Below are 24,919 nucleotides of genomic sequence, written 5' to 3'. Positions count from 1 at the left end.
CAGCTGACAGAAAGATAAAACTACATCTTCTGGCCAGCAGAACCAAGACGTTCACATGCTTCCACAACGCGAGCAGCCATGCCGGCTTCAGCAGCCTTACCCCATGCGCGCGGATCATACTTCTTCTTGTTGCCGACCTCACCGTCGACCTTCAGAACGCCCTCGTAGTTCTCCATCATCCAGCCCACGACGGGACGGGTGAAGGCGTACTGGGTGTCAGTGTCAACGTTCATCTTGATGACGCCGTTACGGACAGCGGTGGCAATCTCTTCCTCAGTGGAGCCGGAGCCGCCGTGCATGACTAGGTCAAACGGACGTTCCTTGCCGACCTTAGCAGCGACCTCATCCTGGATGGTACCGAGGATTTCGGGACGCAGCTTCACTGCACCGGGCTTGTAAACGCCGTGCACGTTACCGAAAGTCAGAGCGGTCAGGTAGCGGCCCTTTTCACCCAAACCGAGGGCTTCAACGGTAGCCAAAGCATCTTCGGTAGTGGTGTAGAGCTTCTCATTGATTTCAGCCTTGACGCCGTCCTCTTCGCCGCCAACAACGCCGATTTCAACTTCCAGAATGGTGTTAGCCTTCACGGACAGTTCCAGCATTTCCTTAGCGATTTCCAGGTTCTCAGCCAACGGAACAGCGGAGCCATCCCACATGTGGGACTGGAAGAAGGGCAGACGACCAGCCTTAACTTCTTCGGCTTCCAGTTCCAGCAGCGGACGTACCCAAGAGTCAATGTTCTGCTTAGCGCAGTGGTCAGTGTGCAAAGCGATGGTCACGTCGTAGTTCTTCGCGATCTCACGCGCGTAGGCAGCCATTGCCAAAGAGCCAGCAACACGATCCTTAATGGTGGAACCTGACCAGTACTCAGCGCCACCCACGGAAACCTGGATGATGCCGTCAGAGCCAGCCTCAGCGAAGCCCTGAATAGCGGCGGTCAGAGTCTGAGAAGAAGTAACGTTAATGGCCGGGTACGCGAACTTTCCGTTGCGTGCGCGGTCCAGCATCTCGTTGTAAACTTCTGGGGTTGCGATAGACAATTTATGTCCTCCTTAGATTGGATATTACTTCCCCATTGTCCCACATTCTTGGTCATTTGTGCCAACATCACACCAGTTTCTTTCACCCTTGTCTCAGCTTGGGTACAAAGTCTTAGGCGCGGCGGGAATCCTCAGCCTGATTCCATGCCCACATCGCAATCGCGGCGGCATGCCCCACATTCATCGACCTGGTTGAGCCGTGTTGTGTAATGAAACAGATATTTTCACACAGCGCCTGCATCTGCTCAGATAGGCCGGATGCTTCCGAACCGAAAACCAACATGGCGCGCGGTGGCAGAGTTTCACCTTCTAAAGGCACAGATCCGGGCACATTATCTATCCCAATCACCGGCACGCCTACCTCTTTGCACCATTGGCCGAACTGCTCTGGGCTTTCATGATGGGTCACATGCATGTAACGGTCGGTCACCATGGCGCCGCGCCGATTCCAACGCCGGCGGCCCACGATATGAACCGAGGATGCCCCCATGGCGTTCGCGGTACGCACAATCGAACCGATGTTGAAATCATGGTCCACGTTCTCAATCGCAATATGGAAACCGCGCCGGTGCTCATCTAAATCCGCCACAATAGCTTCCAGCGTCCAGTACCGGTACTGGTCGAGGACGTTACGACGATCCCCCTCAGCCAATAGTTGCCGGTCATATTTCGGGTCATCCGGCCAGTTTTCCGGCCCGCCCGGCCAGGGGCCGACACCGACCTCTTCAGCACTCTCGGTGGGGTTATCCATCAACCAGCTACCACGTCAGAAACAGTAAAGAGGGTGACCAGCCCGATCCCCAACGCGGTGATTTCCTGCTGTGCAGCAGAATCAACGTCAGCGTCATCCTCGGCCAAAAGCTGAACCAGGGAAACTACTTTGCCTCCCGCTTCTTGGCACACCTGAACTGCGGCGGCAACCTGTGCGGGGCCGGCACCATCGATGACGAGGACGAGATTTCGTTCCTCTGTGCTAGGTCCCATCAATTTCAGGGCCGAGGGCGTCCTCCCTTCCACCTGGAAGGCGTCAATGCCGAGGCCGCGAGAAGCCGCCGCGAATAGCACGCACAAGCCGACCAGCTCAGTAGTTTCAGCGCAAGCACCAACCGCAGCCACCTCATCAGGAGCGAAACCGGCCTCCTCTAAAGCATCCAGAAGCACATGACCCAGCAGAGGTGCCGCCTCATGGTGCAAAGTCAAATCCTTAACCAGTTCAATCGGAAAGGCATCAGACTGGCCGGTAGCTTCCACCCAAAGCTGCGCTAAACGACTCTTTTGCGGGTCGTTCGCAAAACCTGCCATCAGACAATCACCTGTCCAGAATGGCGTACCTTGCCGGTCACCCAACGAACCAGCGGACGGGGTGCGAAATGCAGGACATGATCGAACATACGGTAAGGCAAAGTGGGCACGTCCTCGACCCGTCCCCGCCGTACCGCCCGTAATGCGGAAGAAACTACCTTATCAACTGGAATCCACACATAATCCGGCCATATAGACTCATCCAAACCGGCTGATTTTAGGAACTCTGTACGTACCCAACCGGGCATCACGGCAGTCGCAGTCACCCGTGTATCGGATAACTCCGCGCTCAAGCCTTCGGTGAAAGAACGAACCCAAGCTTTATGCGCCGCATAAGTGCCGTAAGCTGACCGGGAAGCCATTGAGGATACGTTCAAAATAGCGCCATGATTGCGTCGCCGCATAGCTTTGACCGCGGTCCAAGAAAGCACCAGCACAGATTTGACCATCAGATCGAGGGCCTGAATTTCGCGTTCCAGAGTCCCGTCACTAAAGGTTTGCCCTAGGGCCATACCTGCATTATTAACCAGTAGGCCGATGGGACGTGGCCCGTCGGTTTGAATTCGCTCAGCGACCTTCTCCAAACCTTCAGTTTCGGTCAGGTCAGCAACAATCACTTCCGTATGCACGCCGGCGCCTTGGCTAAGACGCTCCGCTAACTGTTCCAGTAACTCTTTTCTGCGCGCCACTAACACCAAGTTGTGTCCGGCCGCTGCAAGCTGCCAAGCAAACTCTTCGCCGATTCCTGATGTTGCACCTGTGATTAAAGCTGTACCCATAACTCACAATCTTAACGCAAACCACTGCCCGGCGGGTGACGCTGTTAAGTGGTTAAGATTCACTGAAACTGCCCATCAGCTTAAATCATGGCGAGCAAAGCGGGCTCTTCGCTGGGCTTGCACCCGCGGATCCGGTACCGGTACCGCATCTAAAAGCCGCTGCGTATAAGGGCTTTCAGGCTGCGCCAAAACGGTAGTGGTGGTGTCTGCCTCCACCACTTCACCCTGCTTGAGCACCACGACTCGTTCAGCTAACTGCTCCACCACCGCTAAGTCATGGGTGATAAGCAAGCAAGCGAACCCCATCTCTTGTTGTAACTGCTGCAAAGTCGCTAAAACCTGAGCCTGCACTGAAACATCCAAAGCAGAGGTGGGTTCATCCGCAATCACCAGACTGGGACGCAGCACAATCGCGCGCGCAATCGCCACCCGCTGCCGCTGCCCGCCGGAAAGCTCATGCGGATAACGATCCGCATAGGCGGTTTCCAACCTGGCCGCCAACATGGCTTGGAGAGCCCGCTCACGCCGCTGAGCGGGTGAGAGCTTAGTGTGAGTTCGGAGCGGTTCCGCGATCGACTCCACCACCGTGCGCCGAGGGTTCAAAGCCGAGGCCGGATTCTGGAAAACCACCCCTATTCGGGAAAGACTGCGACGCAATGCCCGCCCGCGCAGCTGCAAAATGTTAGTTCCCGCCAATTTCACCTGCCCGGAGCTTGCTCTCACCTGCCCGTAGATAGTCGCAGAAATTGTTGACTTTCCGGAACCAGACTCCCCCACCAGCGCAAGGACCTCACCCTGCTCTAACCGCAACGAAACCTGATTCACCGCGCGGGTTGCCCCACTTCCGGAACCGTAGATTACGGTCAAGTTTTCAATCTCGACCGCGGGCGCGGATCCGTCCTCAGCACGATCCTCAGCACCGTCCTCAGCACCATCGCGAACCGGGTCCAGCAGAGCCTGAACAGCAGCGGCCGCGGCAGCATCAGAAACTCCGCCAGAACTGCTGGGAGCAACAGTGAGAGCCTGACCGAGGCGCGGCACCGAAGCCAATAGGCGCCGAGTATACTCTGCCTGTGGCTGGTAGAATACTTGCTCTACCGGCCCCGCCTCAACCACTTTTCCCTGCTGCAAGACAATGACCTGATCCGCCAAATCTGCTACCACGCCCATGTCGTGAGTAATCAAGAGCACACCCAAGTTTCGGGCGTGAGCGGCTTCCCTTAGAAGCTGCAAAATAGTGGCCTGTGCGGTCATATCCAAAGCCGTGGTCGGCTCATCCGCGATCAAAACATCCGGTCGGCAAGCTAAAGCCATCGCAATAAAAGCCCGCTGGAGCTGCCCTCCAGAAACCTGATGGGGGTATGCCTGGTAAATTCTTTCCGGCTCCCGAAGACTAACTTCAGCAAGCAACTCTAGGGAACGCGCCCGCGCTTGCGCCCGTGGAATCCCCTCATGCACCATCATGATTTCGTCAATCTGGGCGCCAATCCGCAGCAGCGGATTCAGCGCGGTAATGGGTTCTTGGAACACCATGGCGACGCGGGCACCACGCACCTGGTTCAACAGTTTGCGACTGGCACCCAAAAGTTGCAGCGGTTCCCTCCCGCTCTGGTCAGCCAGCTCAGCTGACCCTGATACTTGGGCAGATTCTGGCAGTAACCCCAGCAAGGCCCGGGCAGAAACAGATTTCCCGGAGCCAGACTCTCCCACTAGGGCAGTCACTTGGCCGGGCACCAGCCGCAACTCCACACCGTCAACGGCGTCAGCGGCTGAGCCCGCGAAAGCGACCCGCAAGTCACTAACCGCGAGCACCTCATCTGGTATTGCTGGAGATGACACTATTTGACTCCCAAAAGTAGATAGTTCGGGTAGGCGGGAAAAGCCCCCACATAGAAGTTTCGAACAGCTGAACCGTGCAGATAGCTCAAACGCTGATACGACAATGGCACCACGGCGGCACGTTCCATCACCGCCTTATCAACCTTCACCCACAGTTTTTGGGCGCTCTCCGGATCAAGAGTCGCCGAGGCGTCAAGAATCAGCTGGTCAATCTGAGGGTCCTCCAAATGCGCCAGATTTGAGCCCCCATTCCCAGACTCCCATGAAGCAAAGAGAGGTTGAAGATTAGCGCCCGCGGAAGGAAAATCGGGATTCCATGAAGAAATCGCTAAATCGTAGGAATCTCCTTCACCTTGGGTGGCCCGCTCAGTAAAAACAGCGGATTCAACCGGATCTATCCTCACCTGCAATCCCAACTGCTGCAAAGACCTAGCAACTGCTTCCGCCCGTAGGACCTCCCCAGTACTGTTGCGGCACATTAACACCAGCGGAGTTTGCGGCAAATCCGTAGCTTTCGCTAGCTCTGCCCGGGCCGCCCCCAAATCACCCTCGGGAGGGGCGGGGTAAAGCTGATACTCCTCCCGTCCTGGAATCCCAGGAGTAATCAGCGTCGTGGCGATAGTTCCCGCCAACCGACCACCAGCGGCCTTATTCACAGCAGACTTATCGATGGCATAGTTCAGAGCCCGGCGCACCTGCACGTCAGTGACCCGTTTAGTATTGATTGCCAAATATAGTAGCGGACCGGCCGTAGAAATCTGTAGACGCTGCCCCACATTGCTTGACTGGGCGGCGGTGATTAGTTGCGCAGCCGGCACTTTCGCGGCCGTCATCGAGCTAGCGTAGGCTTTCTGATCGGAAATAATTTTCTGCGCAGCCACCACCGGATCATTACCGAGGGAGAACACAATTTTATCAGGCCCCCCTAAACGTACCGAATCGTCACTCCAATAAGGATTACGTTCCAACTCGACTGCGATTCCGGTACGGTAACTGCTGACTTGGTAGGGGCCCGAAGAAATCGGCTGCCGCGAGTACGCTTCCGGATTATCTTTCGCCTCCGGAACCGGGGCGAAAGCGGGCGTCGAAGCAATCCACGGCCAGTCACCATAGGGCTGGTTCAAATGGAAAACAATAGTGTAATCGTCAGGCACCTCGATTGCATCCAAATGCTGCCCCTCATAGGGTCCCCGGTAGTTCTCTCCACCGACCAAAAGGCTCTTATGGTATCCCAAACCTCCAGAGAGGGCCGGTGCAAAAGAGCGTTCTAGGCCGTACTTGATTTCTTTGGCGGTCAGCGCAGAGCCGTCCGAAAGACGCAGATTCCGCTTCAGCCGATAGGTCCAAGTTTTTCCGTCCGCACTCACCTCACCGGTGTCAGTAGCTAAATCCGGAACCACCTCGGCCTCCTGTCCAGGCCGGATGCGCCAACTGGTCAAACGTCGATGCAGCAAACCGGCTGAAGTAATCGCCAGAGACTGCGATTTAGCTGGATCGAAACCCAAGTCCTTATTCGCATCCAAAATCGTTAAAGTGCCACCTTTAACGCTGTTGTCAATCTCAGGCGTGACCTGCTGTTCGAGGGCCACCGGACCATAATCCCCCATTCCCGAGGTAGTCGCGCAAGCGCCTAAAGTGGTAAGTGGAAGGCCGAGGGCGATGAACCCAACCAGGGCCCGTTCCCAGGATAGTTTCAACATATTTTTATCCCCTTAAGCTACTACGCGCGGATCAAGCCAGGCGTGAATCGCATCGACAAGCAGATTCGCAATAATTACGAAGGCGGCAGAGACCAGCACTACGCCGGTAATCAGATTCAGATCGGTGCCATTAACTCCGTCAATCAGGAGCGTTCCTAAACCGGGCAGAGAAAACACGGACTCGGTGATTACCGCACCACCGAGGAGACCACCCAGATTCAATCCAAAGAGGGTGACTACGGGGACAAGCACATTACGTAGGGCGTGGCGTACTACTATGTCTCGTTCAGGAACCCCTTTGGCGCGGGCGGTGAGAACATAGTCTTGCCCCAACTGTTCAATCAGGTTGGCACGCACCAGCCGCGCATAGACTGCCAGATAGAGGATGGCAAGGACGACCGCAGGAAGCAACAAATGCCACAGCCATTGAGCCGGATTTTCAGTTAATGCCACATAATCTGAGACTGGGAACCAGCGAAGCCCGAAACCGAAGACAAGAATTGCCAACAGCCCAAAAAGGTAGGCGGGGGTGGAAACTCCGATGACGGCGCCGGCCATAATTATCCGGTCAAGGGTGCGCCCGCGTGAGAGAGCTGAAACTACGCCGGCGATGACCCCGAAACTGAGCCACAGGATTGCTGCTAAGCCAGCAAGAGAGAAGGTCACAGGGAGCCGGGAAAGAATGAGCGGAGTGACGCCTTCACCGAGGTTGAATGAGTAGCCGAGGCAGGGGACGGAGCAGACGATGGCACCGCTTCCGGTGCCGAAAGTCCGGCCCATGAAGATTCCCGCCAAGTAGCTCCAGAACTGCTGATACCACGGGTTTGCGGTGCCCATTACAGATTCGGCAAGCGCGCGACGTTCTGGAGTGCAAGGTTTCCCGCACACCGCGAGGGCGGGGTCAGCGGGCCAGAGGTTAAAGACCGCGAAAGTCACGAAAGTGACCAACAACAGAACCAGCACTGATGCGCCAATGCGGCCTGCCCAAAACTTCAAACCGGTCATTTGGTTTCCTCTTTCATCTCAGGGTTTTCGAGTCTGCGTTGCGTTTGAGGGTCGAGGGCGTCACGGAGTGCATCACCGGCAGTGTTGAAAGCTAAGGTCAGCAGGACAAGGCTCAGCGCCGGCCAGGTCAAGTAGAGAGGATCTACTTGGATCCAGTCGACTGCCATCCGAATCGAATAACCCCAAGAGGGAGTCGGGGGAACCACTCCAAGACCAAGGAAAGAGAGGGCTGCCTCGGCCCCAATCTTGCCGGGTACGCTCATCGTGGTGAGAACAATCAAGGTAGCCATCAGGTTGGGTAGGATTTCGCGTCGAATAATTGTCAGCGCGGGAGTTCCCGAAGCGCGGGACGCGATCACGAAGGCGCGGTGTTTGAGGCTGAGAGTTTCAGCGCGAATCACCCTAGCGGTAGACGCCCAGCCAAAAATGCCGATGATGATGGTGATAAGTAGTGGTCGAGGAACGGTCGGGGGGATGATTGCCCCAATCGCAATCATGAAGATCAGTGAAGGGAAACCCAGCATGATATCGATGAGGCGGCTAATGATACGGTCGTAGACTCCCCCTAGATAGCCGGCAGATATGCCCAAAATGACGGCGATTATGGTGGAGACAACGGTGGCACCTAAACCGATCAGGACCGAAGTTTGGGTTCCGGCAATGACAATATCGAACAGATCGCGACCGGTGAGCGGCTCAACTCCGAATGGATGGGTCCAGCTGATGCCCCCGAATAGTCCGAGGGGCTGCGCTAGGTCGGTGAGTGCTTCCAAGTTGTAGGCTTGTGGGTCTCGGCCGGCCAGCTGGAGCAGAGTGGGACCCAGCAGAGCTATCAGGAGCATGAAAATAATCCATGCAAAGGCTACGACTGCGATCCGGTCGTGCCGGAGACTGGCCCACACTCTGCGGTTGCGGGTGGCTGTTGCCACGGTTGAAGTCATTCGGGAGTTCTCCTTCAAGGCGCGCCGAAGCGCTACTGAAAGTGGAATAGGGTCACGACTAATTTCAACTTTTTGCCACCTAAGCATATTCCGTGAAGTGACGGACTACTGATGAATATAATTCTCACCTAGGGTATAAAACTGGCCGCTATCCTCTTAGCGTCGAGGATAGCGGCCAGTTATAGATGGATTATGCCCGAGCTTTAGCCCTTCACAGAGCCTGCAGCCAAACCTGAACGCCAGTAGCGCTGCAGGAAGGTGAACATGATGATGACGGGCAAAATAGCCATCAGCGCACCCAGCAGCACTTGCCCCTTATCTGGGTCGAAGTAAGCGAGCATCCCATAGAGGCCCACAGTCACCGGCTTCAAGCTAGGCTCAGTGAACATAATCAACGGCAACAGGAAGTTATTCCACGTAGCCACAAAAATGAACAGGAAAATTGTCACCATTGCGGGTGCCAGTAGGCGCAGCACCATGGTGAAGAAAATCCGGAATTCACCGGCCCCGTCAATCCGGGCGGCTTCCAAGAGTTCGTTCGGCACCGAAGCTTCCACATAAACCCTGCCTAGGAACACTCCAAAGGGGGAAACCGCCGAAGGAATGATTACAGCCAGTGGATTATTGAGTAGACCCAGCTGGAAAAAGAGCAGGTATAGCGGCACTGAGAGCAAAGCAATCGGCATCAACAAACCGCCCATGATAGCTGCCTGCACAACACCGGAGCCGCGGAATTTGAACTTAGAAAGCGCATATCCGGCCATCACGGAAATCAGTACACCCAGTAAGGCTGCAGCAGTGGAATAGAACACCGAGTTAAGCACCCAGCGCCAGTAGTGACCACCGGCAGCAGCGGTTTCCATCAGTCCTTGATAGTTCTCTACCAGGTGGAAACCGCCTGCGTCACGCCCATCTACCGTCTGCGGAGCGAACCAGAAACCGTTAGAATCAATCAAACCATTATCGGATTTAGTTGCCGATACCATCAGCCAGTAGATGGGGAACATGAAGTACACCGCTACTAGGAGCAGGGTGACCCGGGTCAAAATCTTGGTGAGGGCTTTAGGTTGTAGCGAGGGGGGATACTGGTTCACCGAGGGACGGTAGGTATCGCCCGAAGGCAAGGTTGCAAGTTTCTTACTCACTGGGAGCCACCTTCCTTTGAATCATTGCGTAAGCGAAAGCCATCACGCCAGCAATCACAGCCATTACGAGTGAAAGCGCTGCAGCCGGGCCAAGGCCGGTCAAACCATCGAATGTAACCTTACCGTTCTTGACCGCGACCACCATCAACATGGGCATGTAATCATCGGGCAGACCGGCCACACCCTGAAACATGGCAGGCTCATTGAAAAGCTGAATCGTACCAATGATTGACAACAACACGGAAAGGAGCACCGCAGAAGAGAGCAAAGGCACCTTCACTTTCGTGGTGACCTGCCATTCGGTGGCACCATCAATCCGGGCAGCCTCATAAAGTTCAGTGGGAATAGCCTGGAGAGCAGCATAGAAAATCAGCATATTGTAGCCAGTGTAGGTCCAAGTCGTCACATTTGCCATTGACCACAGGACCACTGAATGATCAAAAAGATCAGGATTAAGACCGAGGTAGTGCATCACTGCCAAGAGCGGTGAAACATCCGGAGTGTAAAGGTAAACCCAGATGATGGCAGCAATAATGCCAGGAATCGCGAAGGGCAGGAAGTAAAGTAGTCGATAGAGTTTTTGGAAACGTGCCGCAATCGAATCAAGCAATAGGGCCAGCGCGAGGGCGCTTAGAATCATCACCGGAATCTGGATAATTCCAAACAGGAAGACGCGACCCATACCAGCCCAGAAGTTAGGAGCGGTAGCTACTGCCACGAAGTTGTCGAAGCCGGCGAAGACTTTAACTGATTCACCGCCACCGAAGGCGCCACCACCGGCTTTCACTTGGAAGAAAGCCTCATAGGCGGAAGTAAAGATTGGGATGATAAAGACCAGCAGGAACAACAGGGCGAAGGGCGCCAAGAATGTCCAGCCGTACATGGCTTTGCGGCGAGCACGGCGTTTGACATGTTTAGCATTAATCGCCATCATTTGCTCGAGGCTCACGTCCTCAACGCCGGTTTGGGAGTTTAGGGCAGACATTAACAACCTACTTTCAGAGAATCACCCAGCTAAGTCTGGGATTAGCTGAGCGAAGAAGAAAGTGCGGGGGCAACACCGCGAGGTGTTGCCCCCGCACTCTACAGTGTCGAGGAAGCTTTACTTAGCTACGCTCAGACCAGCCTGCTCCAGAGACTTGACAGCTTCTTCTTGAGCCTTGTCAACGTTCTCCGAAAGCTTCACGCCAGCCTTCATATTGTTAACCAGGCTGGTCTTAACGGCCGGCCAGGTGGGGATGTAAATCCAGTTCGGGTTGGACAGGTCAGCAGCCTTCTGTAGTTCAGCCATGACGTTCTGACCACCGTAGAGCTTCATTACCTTCTCATCGGTGGGGGCATCGCCCTTAGCTGCAGGAACCAGGCCCTGAGAGGTCATAGCCTTCAGGTTGGTGTTGTACCAGTCAGCGTACTTGAGAGCTTCTTCGGGATGCTTGCAACCCTTGAGTACTACGATAGCGGAGCCGCCCCACGGGCCGGACTTGGCGTCAGGCATCTGAGCAACCTGCCAGTTGGCAGCATCTTTACCGAGGGAGCCGAGGTTGAAGGCAGCTTCCCAAGCGGCGCCAATGTAACCAATGATCTTGCCTTCCTTAACGTTCTGGTCGAAAGGAGCAGGATCGCCCCAGCGGTCTACCACAAGGGTGTCACCAGAGTCGATGGAGGCTTGCCAAGTCTCAGCAACCTTCTTGGAAGCGTCACTGTTTGCTTCAACCTTCCAAGCATCACCAGCAAGGCTGAACCAAGCGTTACCGGCAGCAGCCTGAACAGCGGCAAACCAGTCACCGGCTTCATCACCTAGGAAGACCGAAGAAGCCTTGCCAGCTTCCTTAGCCTTCTTGGCGTTTGCCCAGTACTCATCCCAAGTGGTGGGAGCCTTCAGGCCAAGGGCGTCGAAAGCGTCCTTATCGTAGTAGTAAACCAGCGGGCCGGTATCCTGCGGAATACCGTAGGTCTTGCCACCGGGGGAAACCTGACCCCACGGACCAGCAGCATACTTGTCTTTGTACTGTGCGACCATATCGGTTACGTCCATCAGTTCACCGCGGACCAGCATGGCGGGCACGTTACCATAGTCAGCCTGAGCCAAACAGGGGGCGTTTCCAGCTTTGACGGCGGCAGTAATCTTGTCATAGGACTGATCTGCTTTACCTTCAAACTTGGTGGTCTTGACCTTAATGTTAGGGTTAGCCTTGTTGAATTCATCAGCAGCCTCAGCCACCTTCACCATGCCGTCCTGGTCAGGAAGACGGTGCCAGTATTCAATCTCTACTGCCTTGCCTGAGGGCTCCATGGTCTTGCCGGCATCGCCAGCCTTGTCATCGGAGCTGCAAGCTGCCAGGCCGGCCGTTGACAGGGCCAGGACCGCCAGCATTGCGGGGACCTTCTTTGAGATGCGCATATTAAAACCTCTCCGTCGAGTTACACAAATCTAGTGCAAAATGTTGCGCACAAACCGCACGCATGTTTCAAGTATAGTCACTGAGATAGACGTGCCACAACATTTCTAAAATAACGGTTCGGTTAAGACTTAGGAGAAAAGCAGCTACCCAAAGCAGACTGGATCCGTTTATTCAGCTATTTATCCCCAATTTTCAAGGATTTCTTGATTCACTTTCGGCCAGATTGCCTGATGTATCTCAGAGAAGCGTTTTGCCCCGGCAAAAACCGTCGACAAATCACGCCCTCGGTCCACCCATAAAAAGGAACCCGACTGACCAAAGTGCCCGGCCAAATGCGCAGGAGCTTCCGTCGCGGTCCAGTGCGGGGACTTTTCCCCGCGAATCTCAAATCCTAGCGCCCACAGGTTCGGCGACTGCTTCCCATAGCCCGGCAAGATGCCGGAAACCTCCGGGAACTGCGGGGTGAAAATCTCACTCACTAACGCCGGGGACAGCAAAGTCGGGGAAAGCACCTCCCGCGCAAACTTCGCCAAGTCTCTGACGGTGGCAGAACCCCCATAGGCAGGAGAGCTCACGTATCGCCATGAATCAATCCCCAGAGGCTCCACTACTTTGGCCCGCAAAAACTCATCCACATTCAGATTGAGATGACCCGCAGCGAACGCAGTCACGACCTCAATGCCACGGTTCGAATAAATGCGCCGCTGCCCCGGAGCCGCCAGCACCTTATCGGAGTTCATGGCCAGACCGGAAGTGTGCGACAGCAAATGGCGAACCGTGGAGCCTTCCGGCCCCAGCGGGTCAGACAGGCTCATCAGACCCTCATCAATTACGGTAGCGACCGCCCAGGTGGCGAAAAGCTTAGTGACAGAAGCGAGGGGGAAGACAGTATCTACTTCGCCGGCATGGGCCAGCTCCCCCTCGCTTCTAGTCACTATCAGACCGTGCGGGAAATCAAAACTTTGAACACTCATGCTTCGATTCTAACGCCGTTTTGAATGGCTCTCACCCCTGCCGGACCAAGCACTGACAGCGTCACTTCTGCTCCGCAGCGACGGCTTGCAGGCTGAGGCTTTCAGCCCCCTCGGCCACAGAAACCTCAACGCTGTCACCGGTCGCCACTTTGCCACCCAAAATCATGGTAGCTAGACGGTCCCCGATCTCACGCTGCACGAGGCGACGAAGCGGACGGGCACCAAAAGCGGGATCGTAGCCGCGGTCCGCCAGCCAAGTGCGAGCCTCATCGGTCACCTGCAAGGTGATGCGGCGGTCCACTAGGCGGGCCTGCATCTGTGCCAGCTGCAAATCAACGATTCGCGCCAGCTCGGACTTAGTGAGCGCCTCAAAGATGAGGATCTCATCCAGACGGTTCAAGAACTCTGGCTTAAAGCTGGCGTGTACCGCACCCATGACCGCTTCCTGACGCTCCTGCGCGGAGCGGGCCGGGTCAATCAGGAACTGGCTGCCCAGGTTGGAGGTCAGCACCAAAATCACGTTGCGGAAATCCACTGTGCGCCCCTGACCGTCGGTGAGGCGACCATCATCGAGGACCTGTAACAAGATGTCAAAGACCTCTGGGTGGGCCTTCTCAATCTCATCCAGCAGCACCACTGAGTAGGGACGGCGACGCACCGCTTCGGTGAGCTGACCACCCTCGTCATAACCAACGTAACCGGGAGGCGCACCAACCAGACGCGACACTGTATGCTTCTCAGAGTATTCAGACATGTCGATGCGAACCATGGCACGGTCGTCATCGAACAGGAATTCCGCTAGGGCCTTCGCCAGCTCCGTCTTACCGACACCGGTGGGACCCAGCATCAGGAAGGAACCGGTCGGCCGGTTCGGGTCGGAGATACCTGCCCGGGAGCGACGCACCGCGTCAGAGACGGCCGCCACGGCCTGACGCTGACCAATCAGGCGCCGTCCGATGATGTCTTCCATCTCTAGGAGTTTCTCCATGTCGCCCTTGAGTTGCTTTCCAGCTGGGATTCCAGTCCACGCTTCCACGACTTCCGCAATCTCCATGGGGCCGACTTTTTCGGCAATCATGGGTTCGGGGGCCGAGGGTGAGGTGTCGGCGGTACGCTCAGCTTCGGCTGCTTCCGCCGCGGCAATCTCCCGCTCAACCTTCGGAATCTCACCGTTTTGTAGGCGGCCAGCTTCCTCCCAGCGGGCTTCCCGCATGGCTAGCTCCAGCTGGGTACGCAAATCATCTAACTGGACGCGCAGTTCACCGACCCGGTTATGTCCGGCCTTTTCGGCTTCCCAGCGGGCGGTGAGGCCACTCAATTCTTCCTGCTTATCCGCTAGTTCGGCCCGCAAATCAGCTAGGCGTTCACTAGCGGCAGCGTCATCTTCACCAGATTCAGTCAGGTAGGACTCTTCCATCCGCAGGCGCTCAACTTCACGGTTGAGCCGGTCAATCTCCACCGGGGAGGAGTCCAGCTCCATCCGCAGGCGGGAGGCCGCCTCATCGATTAGATCGATCGCTTTATCTGGTAGTTGCCGGCCGGTAATGTACCGGTTGGAGAGCTGCGCTGCCGCTACCAGCGCGCCGTCTGAAATGGTGATCTTGTGGTGGGCTTCGTACTTCGGAGCAATGCCGCGCAAGATTGCGATGGTATCTTCAACGGAGGGTTCCCCCACGAAGATCTGCTGGAAGCGACGCTCTAGGGCGGGATCTTTCTCCACGTTTTCACGGTATTCATCCAAAGTGGTGGCGCCAACTAGTCGCAGTTCACCGCGCGCCAGCATGGGTTTGAGCATATTGCCTGCGTCCATGGCACCTTCGGAGCCGCCTCCGGCCCCCACAACGGTATGTAGCTCATCAATGAAGCTGATGATTTGACCGTCAGATTCAGTGATTTCTTTCAGTACCGCTTTGAGGCGTTCTTCGAACTCACCACGGTATTTTGCACCCGCTACCATTCCGGCAATGTCGAGGGCGATTAGCTGCTTATCCTTCAAGCTGTCGGGCACATCGCCTGCCACGATTCGTTGCGCTAGGCCTTCAACGACCGCGGTTTTACCGACGCCGGGTTCACCAATCAGCACCGGGTTGTTCTTGGTGCGGCGGGAGAGCACTTGGACGACGCGCCGAATTTCTTCATCACGGCCGATCACTGGGTCCAGTTTGCCTTCGCGCGCCCGCGCGGTCAGGTCTTGACCGTATTTCTTCAGCGCTTCAAAGGTTCCTTCCGGGTCGGGGCTGGTGACTTTGGAGCTGCCGCGAAGTTTCGGCAGGACTTCACCTAGCTGAGCTTGGGTGGCTCCCGCACCTTGCAGGATTTGCCCGGCTTTTCCGGCCGAGGATGAGGTCGCCAGCAATAGGTGTTCGGTGGAAACGTACTCATCCCCCATCTCTTGGGCGGTTTTTTCAGCCGTATTGATAATCTCTATGAGCTGTCGTGATAGCTGCGGCTGAGTGACTGTGGTGCCGCTTGCGGTGGGCAGTTTCACTAGGCTGGTGCGCACGGCTGCGCCGACCTGTTTCCGGTCAGCACCGGAGGCGTCAAGTAAGGAAAGCGCGATACCCTCTCCCTGTTCCAAAAGTGCGTTTAGCAGGTGGATATCTTCTACCTGTGGGTTTCCGGCAGCCACTGCGCTTTGTATCGCAGAGCTAATGGCCTCTTGTGATTTTGTAGTTAGTTTCGTATTCATCAGTAAGCTTCCTCCAAATATTCAAGTGTTACTGAATACAACGACGACAAAGTTGAGTCTATTCCGCTCAACTCTATTTTTCTGTTTTTCCTGCTTTTATCAGCCAAGGGCAAAAATTCATGCAAATAGCGAAAAATTCAAGAAATTGGCGCAAACAATATGTAAGGATGAAAGAGTCACATAGGACTATGAAAGGAATCCGAAATGGATCTCAACGCAATGAAGGACGCCGCTAGTGATAAGGCTGCAGAGCTAAAAGACGTCGCTGAAGACACCGTCGAAAAAGCTAAGGACGTCGCTGAAGACGCCGCCGATAAGGCTAAGGAAACTGCCAGCAAGGCAAAAGACTCCGCCACCGAGGCAGTCACCGAGGCTAAGGACCGCCTAGGCTTCTAAAGTCTAATTCAGCGAATCAGCTGAAACTGTACTCAATAGTGATGCCCTCCCCAGATTCTGGGGAGGGCATCATTCATGTTATAGACTCTGAGGCGGCTAGTTCCTCATCGTTTTCCGGCGACCATTGACTTTTACCAGCCAGACAATGCCGACGATCATCCCCACGAAAGCCACTAAGCCAAAGATCATGGAAATCAGCAGGACACGCGAATAGTTGAAACTCCACGCCTCAAAATCTCCGGTCCCCATCAGGATTGCTGAAGGCTTAGCCCCTTCACAACGCATCGTGGCGGTTTTCTCCGGCATTGCCGGGTAAGTACGGATCTGCTGTCCAGTGGTTTCCAGACCAATCGGTTCACCGATCATTGCCTCAGAATCAGAGGTGGAAGCGCCCGGGTAGAGGGCACAGGTACTGCTGTCGTCAATCCCTTGGATGACCGCCCAAGCTTTCTCACCTTCACGAACTGGGAACTGCTCCCCCACCGCAACCTGGCGCATCTGACCAATCTCACTACCCGTTGGGGAGGCGCCCATCAGTTGCGCCGTCGTATAGATAATCAGACCGATCGGTAGAGCGAGCAGCACAAACACGCTCACCACCAAAGTCCAGATTGGCCCCTTACGGGAAGGCAGCGGCCCGGAGCTAGTGGACTGCGACTGCGGGGATTGCTTCGTCACCTGCTCGAACGACTGGCTCGCCGGCGCGTAGGGGTTGGCGGAAACATTCTTCGGTTGCTCTGGGCGAGGTGCCGAGGACGAGGGCGCTGACTCTCCCGGGCGGCGGAAACGCCCTTTACTTTCATCCCAGCCTCCCTGAGCCGGGGTTTGCGGGGCCGGCTGCTCACCCACTGGCGGCAGTCCCTGTTGCCGGCGGAACTCAGCTAGCTGTTTTTCATCCATTTTTACGCCATAGCGCGGAGCTACTGGGGGGACGGAAGTTGCTGCCGGCTGAGGAGATTCCACCTGCGAGACTTCTGGGGTTTGCATCTCGGCAGGCAGGCTCGGGTCCACCACCGGGTCGAGCTCTGGCGCGGAGCTGTCCTCTCTTGAGCTCTCCTCCACGGGTTGTCCGGCGCGTTGTTGGGCGGCCAGCTCCCGGCGGGAAGGGAATCTGCGCTGAGACTGAGAGTCTGGGTTGGGATTCAGATTTTCGTTAGTCACCTGTTTCTCCTTAAAGTCATTACCACAAGTATAGCCACCGAAAACACAGACTAAAGCCCAATCCGTTATTCAGGTAACTGCACTACTCTACCGTAACTGACTTAGCGAGGTTTCGAGGCTTGTCCACATCATGCCCCAACAGGACCGCCACCTTGTAGGCCAGCAGCTGCATGGGGATGGTCAACAGGATGGGATCTAGCTCCGGTTCACTCTTCGGTACCACATAGGTTTGCGCATCCAAGCCAGAAAGATCAACACCCGCATGGGTGAAGGCCACTAGCGGCCCCTGCCGGGCCATAATCTGTTCGGCCGCCGCAATATTGCGGTCAGTCAGCTCATCATCAGGAATGAAAGCAACGGTCGGCATCTCTGGGCTAACCAGCGCCAGAGGCCCGTGTTTGAGCTCCGACGTCTGATAGGACTCCGCATGAATATAGCTGATCTCCTTCATCTTCTGCGCCCCTTCGGAGGCTACCGGGTAGCCGCGCACGCGCCCAATATAGTAGATGGAGCTGGCTTGGGAGAGAGTTAAGGCGAGGGGGTCGAGGAGGTCACGGTTCTCAATAATTTGTGTGATCTTCCCCGGCAGTGCCGCAATCCCCGCAACTAGGCGCCGACCGTCAATCAAAGAAAGGTCATGCACCCGCCCCATCTCCACCGCAATCATCGCGAAGACGATGGCCATATTAGTCAATGCTTTCGTGGAGGCGACAGCCACCTCAGCTCCGGCGTGAATGTAGACGCGACCGTCAACTGCGCGGGCAATCGTGGAGCCAACCGCGTTGATAACGCCAACCACGTAGCCGCCCTTGCGTTTAATCTCTTCTACGGCGAAAGCCGTATCAGCGGTTTCACCTGATTGTGACACCACAATATAAAGGGTGTCAGCTTCGATTAGCGGGGCCCGGTAACGAAACTCTGAAGCCGCTTCCGCGTCCGCGGGGATACGCGCGATCTCTGCAATCATTTGCGCCCCCATCTGGCCCACATAGTAGGCGGAGCCGCAGCCCAAGATCTTGACCCGACGGAAGGAACGAAGCTCTCGCGGGGAGAGGTTCAGGTCCGGCAGACGGGTCGTGCCATGCCGTTCATCGAGGTGACCGCCAATGAGTTGCTCCGCCACCTGCGGTTGCTCCATCATTTCTTTCATCATGTAGTGCTCATAGCCGGAGCGGGCGAAATCATCCTCGGTCACTTCAATGAGTTCGGGAGTGCGACCCACATCATCGGTTTCCTTAGTGAAGGCCCGCAAATGATTCGGAGTCAGGACCGCGAGTTCGCCGTCCTCTAGGTGAATCACCCGGTCCGTGTAGGCCACCAGAGCCGCCACATCCGAAGCCACATACATGGTTCCTTCACCGACGCCCAAGACCAGCGGGGAGCCCTGCCGCGCCACCACCATCGACTCTGGGTGTTCACGGTCCAGTACTGCAATCGCATAGGTGCCAGTGACTTGATCGACCGCCGCTAGAGTGGCTTCTTCCAAGGTTTTGCTGCCTCTGTCAAAAGCCTGCCGTACCAGTTGGGCGATTACCTCCGTGTCGGTGTCGGAGCTGAACCGTACCCCCTCGTCCATGAGGCGAGTGCGCAAAATCGCTGCGTTATCAATGATGCCGTTGTGGACTAGGTGAATCCGCTCATCGGAGGAAACCTGCGGGTGAGCATTGTTTTCGGTGGCGGGGCCGTGGGTTGCCCAGCGCGTATGCCCGATGGCCGCCACGCCTTCGAAACCTTCCGGGAGGGCATCTTCAAGTTCCTTGACACGCCCCACTTTGCGGACCCTGCGCAAGGTGGCGGGGACATCCGCGGTGGCCGAGGGCGCGAGGACACTCACACCAGCAGAATCGTAGCCGCGGTATTCCAGCCGGTAAAGTCCAGCGATGACAAAATCTACCGGGTTATTGACGCCGATCGCGCCGACAATTCCACACATAGGAGCTTCTCCTCTTACTTTGCACACCAGCAGCCTTTAAGTGTTCAGGTAAAACCTGAGCTTGCGCTAGCTAGGCGGTGAATACGTGAATTGCACTGTACTCTGAGGGAAAGTTTTTGTCAGGGCAGAGGTCACGAAAAATGCAAGATTCTGGCGCTTTTCGCGCACTTTCGTGCGAAGTGGAAAAATATGCTGTTCAGGACTGATCGAAAGCGACAATAAATCCGGCATCGTCCACAGCTTCACCGTCGGTGCGCTCGCAGATTTGCGCGGCGATCTGCTCAATCAAAACCGTGGCCGCGAGGCGTTCCATCCGGATTTGACGAGACGGACGGCTAGACAAATGCGTCCGATCTTGTGAGGGATGCCAAGTCAGCAGGTAGACGGCAACTTGTTCCTTCACCCATTCTTCCCACCGCAGGGCGCGTGGCACCACGTCTGAGTAATCAGCCTCCAGGATGACTGCGCCCCTCCGTTCGAGGGGGATTTCAATCGCGTAGGGGCTGGTTGAAGAGCTCAGCGCCGATCCCAATGCCAACGGCACCAGTTGATGCTCAGGGGCCTCAGAGGCCCGGGCAAAACCAGGATTGACCCAAGGCGCCCACGCATCGGTCAAGACTCGAGCTTGCGGGTTGATTCGCTGAATCAAAGAAAGCATATCTTTGCCCGGCAGCCACGCCGGCGCATACACAGTCAGATCCACTAAATGGTCCGGGTCGGGCTCGTAAACTAGGCCTTGGTCGGAACGAATCCCCCCACCCACACGGGCGGCCACATCCAGCAGGTGACTGAGCACTTGATACTCATCCCCAACCGGGAGTTCACCCTTAAATAGCGGGGAGACATGATCGGAGGCGTAGAGGGCTTCAGCCACCTCGACCGCCATGCCAGCCTCTGGCTGTCTGCGGTTCGGGGCAACCTGAATCAGGTATCCCCAGGCAGCTGAGTTAGGTAGTTTGAGTTCGCGCCCAATCTGACGCGAAATTTGCCACGGACCAGACAGGGTGACCTCATCGAAAAGGCCGAGAATGCCGGGCATCAGCCAGCCGGCCTCATCCCACAAACTCACCACTAGGGCTTCAATTTCTTCCGCCGTGACGTCCTGTGGAACGAACAGCAGGTGTTGCTGGTCCGCGGTGATGGGGAGGAGTTCCCCCTCACCCCACTGAGTGGCAACCACGTAGGTGTCTTTGGCGGGGTCGGTGAAGGCGTGACCGTCGCCGGCGAAACGGTAGGTTTCCCCCTCGTAGACGGGCTCCGTGATGGCCGCCAAAGTGGGATCTTCCAGCTGGGGCTGCTTTTCGGACTGCCCTTCTGCACTGGCTTCCTGGGCGGACCCGCGTGAGGGAATCATTCCGCGGTGTCCCCGTGAATGCTGTGGGTGTGAGCACGACCGGCAATATCAGAGTTCGCGGTGATGCTGACGCGGGAGAAGTTCAGGTAGGAACGCGAAGCGGTGGGGCCGCGCTGCCCCTGGTAGCGCGAACCGGTGGCGCCCTGGCCGTAGGGGCGGTCCGCCGGGGAAGACAGCTGGAAGAAGCACAGCTGTCCGATCTTCATGCCGGGGTACAGCAGAATCGGCATGGTCGCCGTATTGGAAAGTTCGAGGGTGACATGCCCGGTAAAGCCCGGGTCAATGAAACCGGCCGTGGAGTGGGTGAGCAGGCCGAGGCGCCCGAGGGAGGATTTACCTTCCAGACGGGCCGCAATATCGTCCGGCAGGGTCACCTTTTCGTAGGTGGCGCCGAGGACGAACTCTCCCGGGTGAAGCACGAAGGGACGATCATCGCCAGCATCTACCAGATGGGTGAGGTCTTCTTGCTGTGCGGCAGGATCAATCACAGCGTAGCGGTGATTATCGAAAAGCCGGAAATACCTGTCGAGGCGCACATCAATACTGGCTGGCTGGATCATTTCCAGGTCGAGGGGGTCGAGGTTGATTCGTCCCTCAGTCAGCTGGTTTTTAATATCGTGATCTGAAAGTAGCATGCTTCTATTTTGACATGTTTTGGGTAATTTGTGGGCAGTAGCTAGAAATGAACCCCGCCCGGTTGGGCGGGGTTCATCTATCAGTTCACTATCGCTTCAGCTACTGGGTCTCCCCGGTAGTTAAAGTGGCTAGTTGCTTACTTGCGAGCTTCAGCGATACGTTCGCGCAACTTAGCCAGCTCGTCCTTGATGGCGGCGGGCAGCTTGTCACCGAACTGCTTGAAGTACTCTTCAGTCTCAGCGGCTTCCTTGTCCCAAGCTTCAGGGTCAACGAAGAACAGCTTATCCCAGGTTTCCTTATCGAAGCCCTTGAGGCCGTCGATGTTGAAGTCCTCGAACTTGGGGTAGCGACCGGTGATACCGTCAATGGCATCAACCTGACCGGAGGCACGACGGACAACCCAGTCGAGAACGCGGGAGTTCTCGCCGAAGCCCGGCCATAGCCAGTTGCCTTCGTCATCCTTGCGGAACCAGTTGACCTGGTAGACCTTCGGGAAGTTCTCGCCGAGCTCTTCCTGCATGTCCAACCAGTGCTGCCAGTAGTCAGCCATGTGGTAGCCACAGAAGGGCAGCATTGCGAACGGGTCGTGACGCAGAGCGCCAGCGGTCACGTCGGTAGCAGCAGCGGTAACTTCGGAAGCCACCGAAGCGCCAATGAAGACGCCGTGAGCCGGATCGTACTGCTCAGCAACCAACGGAACGTTGGTGGCGCGGCGGCCACCGAAGAGGATGGCGTCGATCGGTACACCCTGAGGTGCTTCCCAGTCGGGGCAGATAATCGGGCACTGTGCGGCCGGGGTGGTGAAGCGAGCGTTCGGGTGAGCAGCCTTTTCACCGGACTCCGGGGTCCAGTCGTTGCCGTGCCAGTCGATCAGGTGATCGGGGGTCGGGCCGTCAATGCCTTCCCACCACACGTCACCGTCATCGGTTAGGGCCACGTTCGTGAAGATGGAGTTCTCACGCATGGTGTCCATAGCCATCGGGTTGGTGTCGTAGGAGGTGCCGGGAGCAACACCGAAGAAGCCTGCTTCGGGGTTAATGGCGTAGAGGCGGCCGTCGGGGCCGGGGCGCATCCAGGCAATGTCGTCACCAACGGTTTCGACCTTGTAGCCGGGGATGGTGGGCTGCAGCATGGCAAGGTTGGTCTTGCCACAAGCTGACGGGAAGGCAGCGGTCACGTGGTACTGCTTGCCGGTGTTCTCATCGGTCAGGCGCAGAATCAGCATGTGCTCAGCCATCCAGCCGTCACGCTTTGCCATGGTTGAGGCGATACGCAGCGCGTAGCACTTCTTACCGAGCAGAGCGTTGCCGCCGTAGCCGGAGCCGTAGGACCAAATTTCGTTGGTCTCGGGGAAGTGGGTGATGTACTTCTCATCGTTGCAAGGCCAGGCGGTGTCTTCCTGACCGGGCTCCAGCGGTGCACCCACGGAGTGAACGGCGGGAACCCAAGTCTGGCCCTTAGCCATCAGGTCAAGCGCTTCGGTGCCCATGCGGGTCATGATGCGCATGTTGCAAACAACGTAGGGGGAGTCGGTCAGTTCGATGCCCAGCTGGGAAATCGGGCCGCCAACCGGACCCATGGAGAACGGAATGACGTAAAGGGTGCGACCCTTCATAGCACCATCAAACTTCTCCATCAGGATCTTCTTCATTTCGGTGGGGTCGTACCAGTTGTTGGTCGGGCCAGCATCTTCTTCCTTTTCGGAGCAGATGTAGGTACGGGACTCAACACGGGCAACGTCCGAAGGCAGTGAGCGTGCGAGGAAAGAGTTGGGGCGCTTCTCCGGGTTCAAGCGGGTGAACATTCCCGACTCAACCATTTCAGAGGTAAGGCGGTCCCATTCTTCCTGGGAGCCATCAGCGAAGTACACGTCTTCCGGCTTAGCCAGCTCAGCAATACGTACAACAAAATCGATGACGTCTTCCGGAGCATTCTTCGGTGCTGCGGCGCGTACATCCTGTGCGGATACTGTCATTATTTGTGCCTCCTCGGCGGATATATTCGTGGCTGTTGCCACTGGAATCTACCCTTCTATTGTGTACCCTAATTCCCAAAAATTTCTGCCCTTAAGTCCCACGGCGAAACAGGCGTTTCTTAGGTAAGCCTTACTAATCCAATTCCATACCTAAAATACCCCTTCTCAAAAGCGCATAAAGCCGCGGAAATTGGCGCAGATACTGAACTTTAAGGACGTTTTGTCAGGAAAGTTAATTCGCTTAATTAATCCCAAAATCAGCGTGTGGCGAACAGACATTAACCCTGAATTCAGGGTCCCTACACCAAGGGGTAACGCACAATTGCGGCTTCGCGGCCAGGACCGGTGCCAATTACCGAAATCCGACAACCAGACAAACGCTCCAAAGTCTCTACATAGTCACGGGCAGTAGCCGGTAGTTCCTCCCAAGTGCTGGTCTGAGAAATATCCTCAGTCCAGCCGGGGAAATACTCATAGACCGGTTTCGCATGATGGAAATCAGTCTGATGGTCAGGCATCTCATCAAGGCGCTGACCATCCACCTCATAGGCGACACACACCGGAATCTGCTCGTATCCAGTCAGCACATCCAGCTTGGTGAGAACAATATCGGTTAAACCGTTCACCCTCGTCGCATACCTAGCCACCACAGAATCAAACCAGCCGGTGCGGCGCGGACGACCCGTCGTGGTACCGAACTCTCCGCCAGCCTGACGGAGCCCCTCACCCACCTCGTCATGCAACTCAGTCGGGAAAGGCCCCTCCCCCACGCGCGTGGTGTAAGCCTTCGCGACACCGACGACGCGATCAATCCGGGTCGGCCCCACGCCAGAACCCGTACAGGCGCCCGCCGCCGTGGAGGAAGAAGAAGTCACAAAAGGATAGGTGCCATGATCAACATCCAACATGGTGGCCTGGCCTGCCTCAAAGAGCAGCATCTTGCCCTCATCCAAAGCATCATTAAGTTCCTTCGTGGAATCCACCACGAAGGGGCGCACCCGCTCCGCAAAAGACAACAGCTCATCCGCCGCAGCTTCCGGATCAATCGAATCCATGCCATAAAGAGTGGTCAGCAGATGATTCTTCTGCTCCAAAGCGCCCCGCACCTTCTTACGCAGAATCGACTCATCGAAAAGGTCTTGAACGCGGATCCCGACACGGTTCATCTTGTCCGCATAGGTCGGCCCAATACCGCGGCCAGTGGTGCCGATCTGACGCTCCCCCAAATGCTTCTCCGTAGCCTGATCCAAGACTCGGTTGTAGCTGGGAATGATGTGCGCATTGGAGGAAATCTGCAGGCGGCTGGTGTCAACGCCACGAGACTGCAACTCATCCAGCTCCGCGAAAAGGACCTCCAGGTCCACCACCACGCCATTACCAATCAGCGGGGTCACGCCCGGCGTCAAGATTCCCGACGGAAGCAGGTGGAGAGCAAACTTCTCACCCTCAATCACGACGGTATGCCCGGCGTTATTGCCGCCGTTAAACTTCACCACGTAGTCAACCTGGGAGCCAAGCTGATCGACGGCTTTACCTTTTCCTTCATCGCCCCATTGGGTGCCAAGAACAATCACTGCGGGCATAGTCTTCCCTTTCTTCACGTTGGGCCGCGTCAATGCTAGCACGCCCGGGCACTCAGTTTCTTAAG

Annotated in this window: 20 protein-coding genes; 1 reads left to right on the top strand and 19 read right to left on the bottom strand. The window is 56.4% G+C overall.

Annotation, left to right across the window (positions count from 1 at the left end):
• Nucleotides 1-20: 20 nt before the first annotated feature.
• From fbaA to clpB, 13 genes are all read right to left on the bottom strand, one after another.
• Nucleotides 21-1,040 (bottom strand): class II fructose-bisphosphate aldolase, encoded by a 1,020-nt coding sequence (gene fbaA / locus BM477_RS07365; protein WP_075362023.1) that lies wholly within the window; start codon nt 1,038-1,040, stop codon nt 21-23.
• Nucleotides 1,041-1,152: 112 nt separating this feature from the next.
• On the bottom strand, nt 1,153-1,791 hold the full coding sequence (locus BM477_RS07360) for a TrmH family RNA methyltransferase (protein WP_075362022.1): 639 nt from the start codon (nt 1,789-1,791) through the stop codon (nt 1,153-1,155).
• A complete protein-coding gene (locus tag BM477_RS07355; RefSeq protein WP_075362021.1) occupies nt 1,791-2,342 on the bottom strand; it encodes a hypothetical protein in 552 nt (183 codons plus the stop codon). The genes BM477_RS07360 and BM477_RS07355 overlap by 1 nt, the downstream gene beginning before the upstream one ends.
• Nucleotides 2,342-3,121: an SDR family NAD(P)-dependent oxidoreductase gene (locus BM477_RS07350; protein ID WP_075362020.1), complete on the bottom strand. Its 780-nt coding sequence runs from the start codon at nt 3,119-3,121 to the stop codon at nt 2,342-2,344. The genes BM477_RS07355 and BM477_RS07350 overlap by 1 nt, the downstream gene beginning before the upstream one ends.
• A 75-nt stretch (nt 3,122-3,196) precedes the next feature.
• Entirely contained in the window at nt 3,197-4,960 is a 1,764-nt protein-coding gene (locus BM477_RS07345; RefSeq protein ID WP_222842295.1) for a dipeptide ABC transporter ATP-binding protein, read from the bottom strand.
• Entirely contained in the window at nt 4,960-6,660 is a 1,701-nt protein-coding gene (locus tag BM477_RS07340; protein ID WP_075362019.1) for an ABC transporter substrate-binding protein, read from the bottom strand. The genes BM477_RS07345 and BM477_RS07340 overlap by 1 nt, the downstream gene beginning before the upstream one ends.
• 12 nt (nt 6,661-6,672) lie before the next feature.
• Nucleotides 6,673-7,665 carry an ABC transporter permease gene (locus BM477_RS07335; RefSeq protein ID WP_075362018.1) on the bottom strand — a complete coding sequence of 331 codons (993 nt, stop codon included), beginning with the start codon at nt 7,663-7,665 and terminating at the stop codon, nt 6,673-6,675.
• Entirely contained in the window at nt 7,662-8,606 is a 945-nt protein-coding gene (locus BM477_RS07330) for an ABC transporter permease (protein ID WP_075362017.1), read from the bottom strand. The genes BM477_RS07335 and BM477_RS07330 overlap by 4 nt, the downstream gene beginning before the upstream one ends.
• 203 nt (nt 8,607-8,809) lie before the next feature.
• Nucleotides 8,810-9,751: a carbohydrate ABC transporter permease gene (locus BM477_RS07325; protein ID WP_187337403.1), complete on the bottom strand. Its 942-nt coding sequence runs from the start codon at nt 9,749-9,751 to the stop codon at nt 8,810-8,812.
• A complete protein-coding gene (locus BM477_RS07320) occupies nt 9,744-10,736 on the bottom strand; it encodes a carbohydrate ABC transporter permease (RefSeq protein WP_245792892.1) in 993 nt (330 codons plus the stop codon). The genes BM477_RS07325 and BM477_RS07320 overlap by 8 nt, the downstream gene beginning before the upstream one ends.
• Nucleotides 10,737-10,853: 117 nt before the next feature.
• The gene (locus BM477_RS07315; RefSeq protein WP_075362016.1) at nt 10,854-12,152 is read right to left on the bottom strand and encodes an ABC transporter substrate-binding protein; all 1,299 of its coding nucleotides are present in this window, start codon (nt 12,150-12,152) and stop codon (nt 10,854-10,856) included.
• A 180-nt stretch (nt 12,153-12,332) separates the two neighbouring features.
• On the bottom strand, nt 12,333-13,127 hold the full coding sequence (locus BM477_RS07310; protein WP_075362015.1) for a serine hydrolase domain-containing protein: 795 nt from the start codon (nt 13,125-13,127) through the stop codon (nt 12,333-12,335).
• A gap of 61 nt (nt 13,128-13,188) precedes the next feature.
• The gene (gene clpB / locus BM477_RS07305; protein WP_075362014.1) at nt 13,189-15,816 is read right to left on the bottom strand and encodes an ATP-dependent chaperone ClpB; all 2,628 of its coding nucleotides are present in this window, start codon (nt 15,814-15,816) and stop codon (nt 13,189-13,191) included.
• A gap of 204 nt (nt 15,817-16,020) precedes the next feature.
• Between clpB and BM477_RS07300 the strand changes: the two genes are divergently transcribed.
• Complete coding sequence (locus BM477_RS07300) at nt 16,021-16,212, top strand: hypothetical protein (RefSeq protein ID WP_075362013.1); 192 nt, start codon at nt 16,021-16,023, stop codon at nt 16,210-16,212.
• A 96-nt stretch (nt 16,213-16,308) separates the two neighbouring features.
• On the opposite strand, the gene BM477_RS07295 is transcribed toward BM477_RS07300, so the two are convergent.
• From BM477_RS07295 to BM477_RS07270, 6 genes are all read right to left on the bottom strand, one after another.
• Nucleotides 16,309-17,373 carry a hypothetical protein gene (locus BM477_RS07295; RefSeq protein ID WP_075362012.1) on the bottom strand — a complete coding sequence of 355 codons (1,065 nt, stop codon included), beginning with the start codon at nt 17,371-17,373 and terminating at the stop codon, nt 16,309-16,311.
• 82 nt (nt 17,374-17,455) lie between these two features.
• Nucleotides 17,456-19,306, bottom strand: coding sequence for a glutamine--fructose-6-phosphate transaminase (isomerizing) (glmS, locus tag BM477_RS07290; protein WP_075362011.1), 1,851 nt, complete (start codon nt 19,304-19,306; stop codon nt 17,456-17,458).
• Nucleotides 19,307-19,502: 196 nt separating this feature from the next.
• On the bottom strand, nt 19,503-20,660 hold the full coding sequence (locus BM477_RS07285; protein ID WP_075362010.1) for a hypothetical protein: 1,158 nt from the start codon (nt 20,658-20,660) through the stop codon (nt 19,503-19,505).
• Nucleotides 20,657-21,295 (bottom strand): dCTP deaminase, encoded by a 639-nt coding sequence (dcd, locus tag BM477_RS07280; protein WP_075362009.1) that lies wholly within the window; start codon nt 21,293-21,295, stop codon nt 20,657-20,659. The genes BM477_RS07285 and dcd overlap by 4 nt, the downstream gene beginning before the upstream one ends.
• Before the next feature lie 137 nt (nt 21,296-21,432).
• Nucleotides 21,433-23,271, bottom strand: coding sequence for a phosphoenolpyruvate carboxykinase (GTP) (locus BM477_RS07275; protein ID WP_075362008.1), 1,839 nt, complete (start codon nt 23,269-23,271; stop codon nt 21,433-21,435).
• 299 nt (nt 23,272-23,570) lie between these two features.
• Nucleotides 23,571-24,854 carry an adenylosuccinate synthase gene (locus BM477_RS07270; RefSeq protein ID WP_075362007.1) on the bottom strand — a complete coding sequence of 428 codons (1,284 nt, stop codon included), beginning with the start codon at nt 24,852-24,854 and terminating at the stop codon, nt 23,571-23,573.
• Nucleotides 24,855-24,919 lie beyond the last annotated feature (65 nt).

The organism is Boudabousia marimammalium (genome assembly GCF_001936115.1).
Taxonomy (GTDB): Bacteria; Actinomycetota; Actinomycetes; order Actinomycetales; family Actinomycetaceae; genus Boudabousia; species Boudabousia marimammalium.
Note: the sequence above shows the minus strand (reverse complement) of the source record. Positions and strands in the feature narration are given on the sequence as shown.

What these genes read in the sequence shown, in the direction of transcription:
- BM477_RS07360 (WP_075362022.1), bottom strand. Translation starts at nt 1,791, where the DNA reads ATGGATAACCCCACCGAGAGTGCTGAAGAGGTCGGTGTCGGCCCCTGG.
- BM477_RS07355 (WP_075362021.1), bottom strand. Translation starts at nt 2,342, where the DNA reads ATGGCAGGTTTTGCGAACGACCCGCAAAAGAGTCGTTTAGCGCAGCTT.
- BM477_RS07350 (WP_075362020.1), bottom strand. Translation starts at nt 3,121, where the DNA reads ATGGGTACAGCTTTAATCACAGGTGCAACATCAGGAATCGGCGAAGAG.
- BM477_RS07340 (WP_075362019.1), bottom strand. Translation starts at nt 6,660, where the DNA reads ATGTTGAAACTATCCTGGGAACGGGCCCTGGTTGGGTTCATCGCCCTC.
- BM477_RS07335 (WP_075362018.1), bottom strand. Translation starts at nt 7,665, where the DNA reads ATGACCGGTTTGAAGTTTTGGGCAGGCCGCATTGGCGCATCAGTGCTG.
- BM477_RS07330 (WP_075362017.1), bottom strand. Translation starts at nt 8,606, where the DNA reads ATGACTTCAACCGTGGCAACAGCCACCCGCAACCGCAGAGTGTGGGCC.
- BM477_RS07320 (WP_245792892.1), bottom strand. Translation starts at nt 10,736, where the DNA reads ATGTCTGCCCTAAACTCCCAAACCGGCGTTGAGGACGTGAGCCTCGAG.
- BM477_RS07315 (WP_075362016.1), bottom strand. Translation starts at nt 12,152, where the DNA reads ATGCGCATCTCAAAGAAGGTCCCCGCAATGCTGGCGGTCCTGGCCCTG.
- BM477_RS07310 (WP_075362015.1), bottom strand. Translation starts at nt 13,127, where the DNA reads ATGAGTGTTCAAAGTTTTGATTTCCCGCACGGTCTGATAGTGACTAGA.
- clpB (WP_075362014.1), bottom strand. Translation starts at nt 15,816, where the DNA reads ATGAATACGAAACTAACTACAAAATCACAAGAGGCCATTAGCTCTGCG.
- BM477_RS07300 (WP_075362013.1), top strand. Translation starts at nt 16,021, where the DNA reads ATGGATCTCAACGCAATGAAGGACGCCGCTAGTGATAAGGCTGCAGAG.
- glmS (WP_075362011.1), bottom strand. Translation starts at nt 19,306, where the DNA reads ATGTGTGGAATTGTCGGCGCGATCGGCGTCAATAACCCGGTAGATTTT.
- BM477_RS07285 (WP_075362010.1), bottom strand. Translation starts at nt 20,660, where the DNA reads ATGATTCCCTCACGCGGGTCCGCCCAGGAAGCCAGTGCAGAAGGGCAG.
- dcd (WP_075362009.1), bottom strand. Translation starts at nt 21,295, where the DNA reads ATGCTACTTTCAGATCACGATATTAAAAACCAGCTGACTGAGGGACGA.
- BM477_RS07275 (WP_075362008.1), bottom strand. Translation starts at nt 23,271, where the DNA reads ATGACAGTATCCGCACAGGATGTACGCGCCGCAGCACCGAAGAATGCT.
- BM477_RS07270 (WP_075362007.1), bottom strand. Translation starts at nt 24,854, where the DNA reads ATGCCCGCAGTGATTGTTCTTGGCACCCAATGGGGCGATGAAGGAAAA.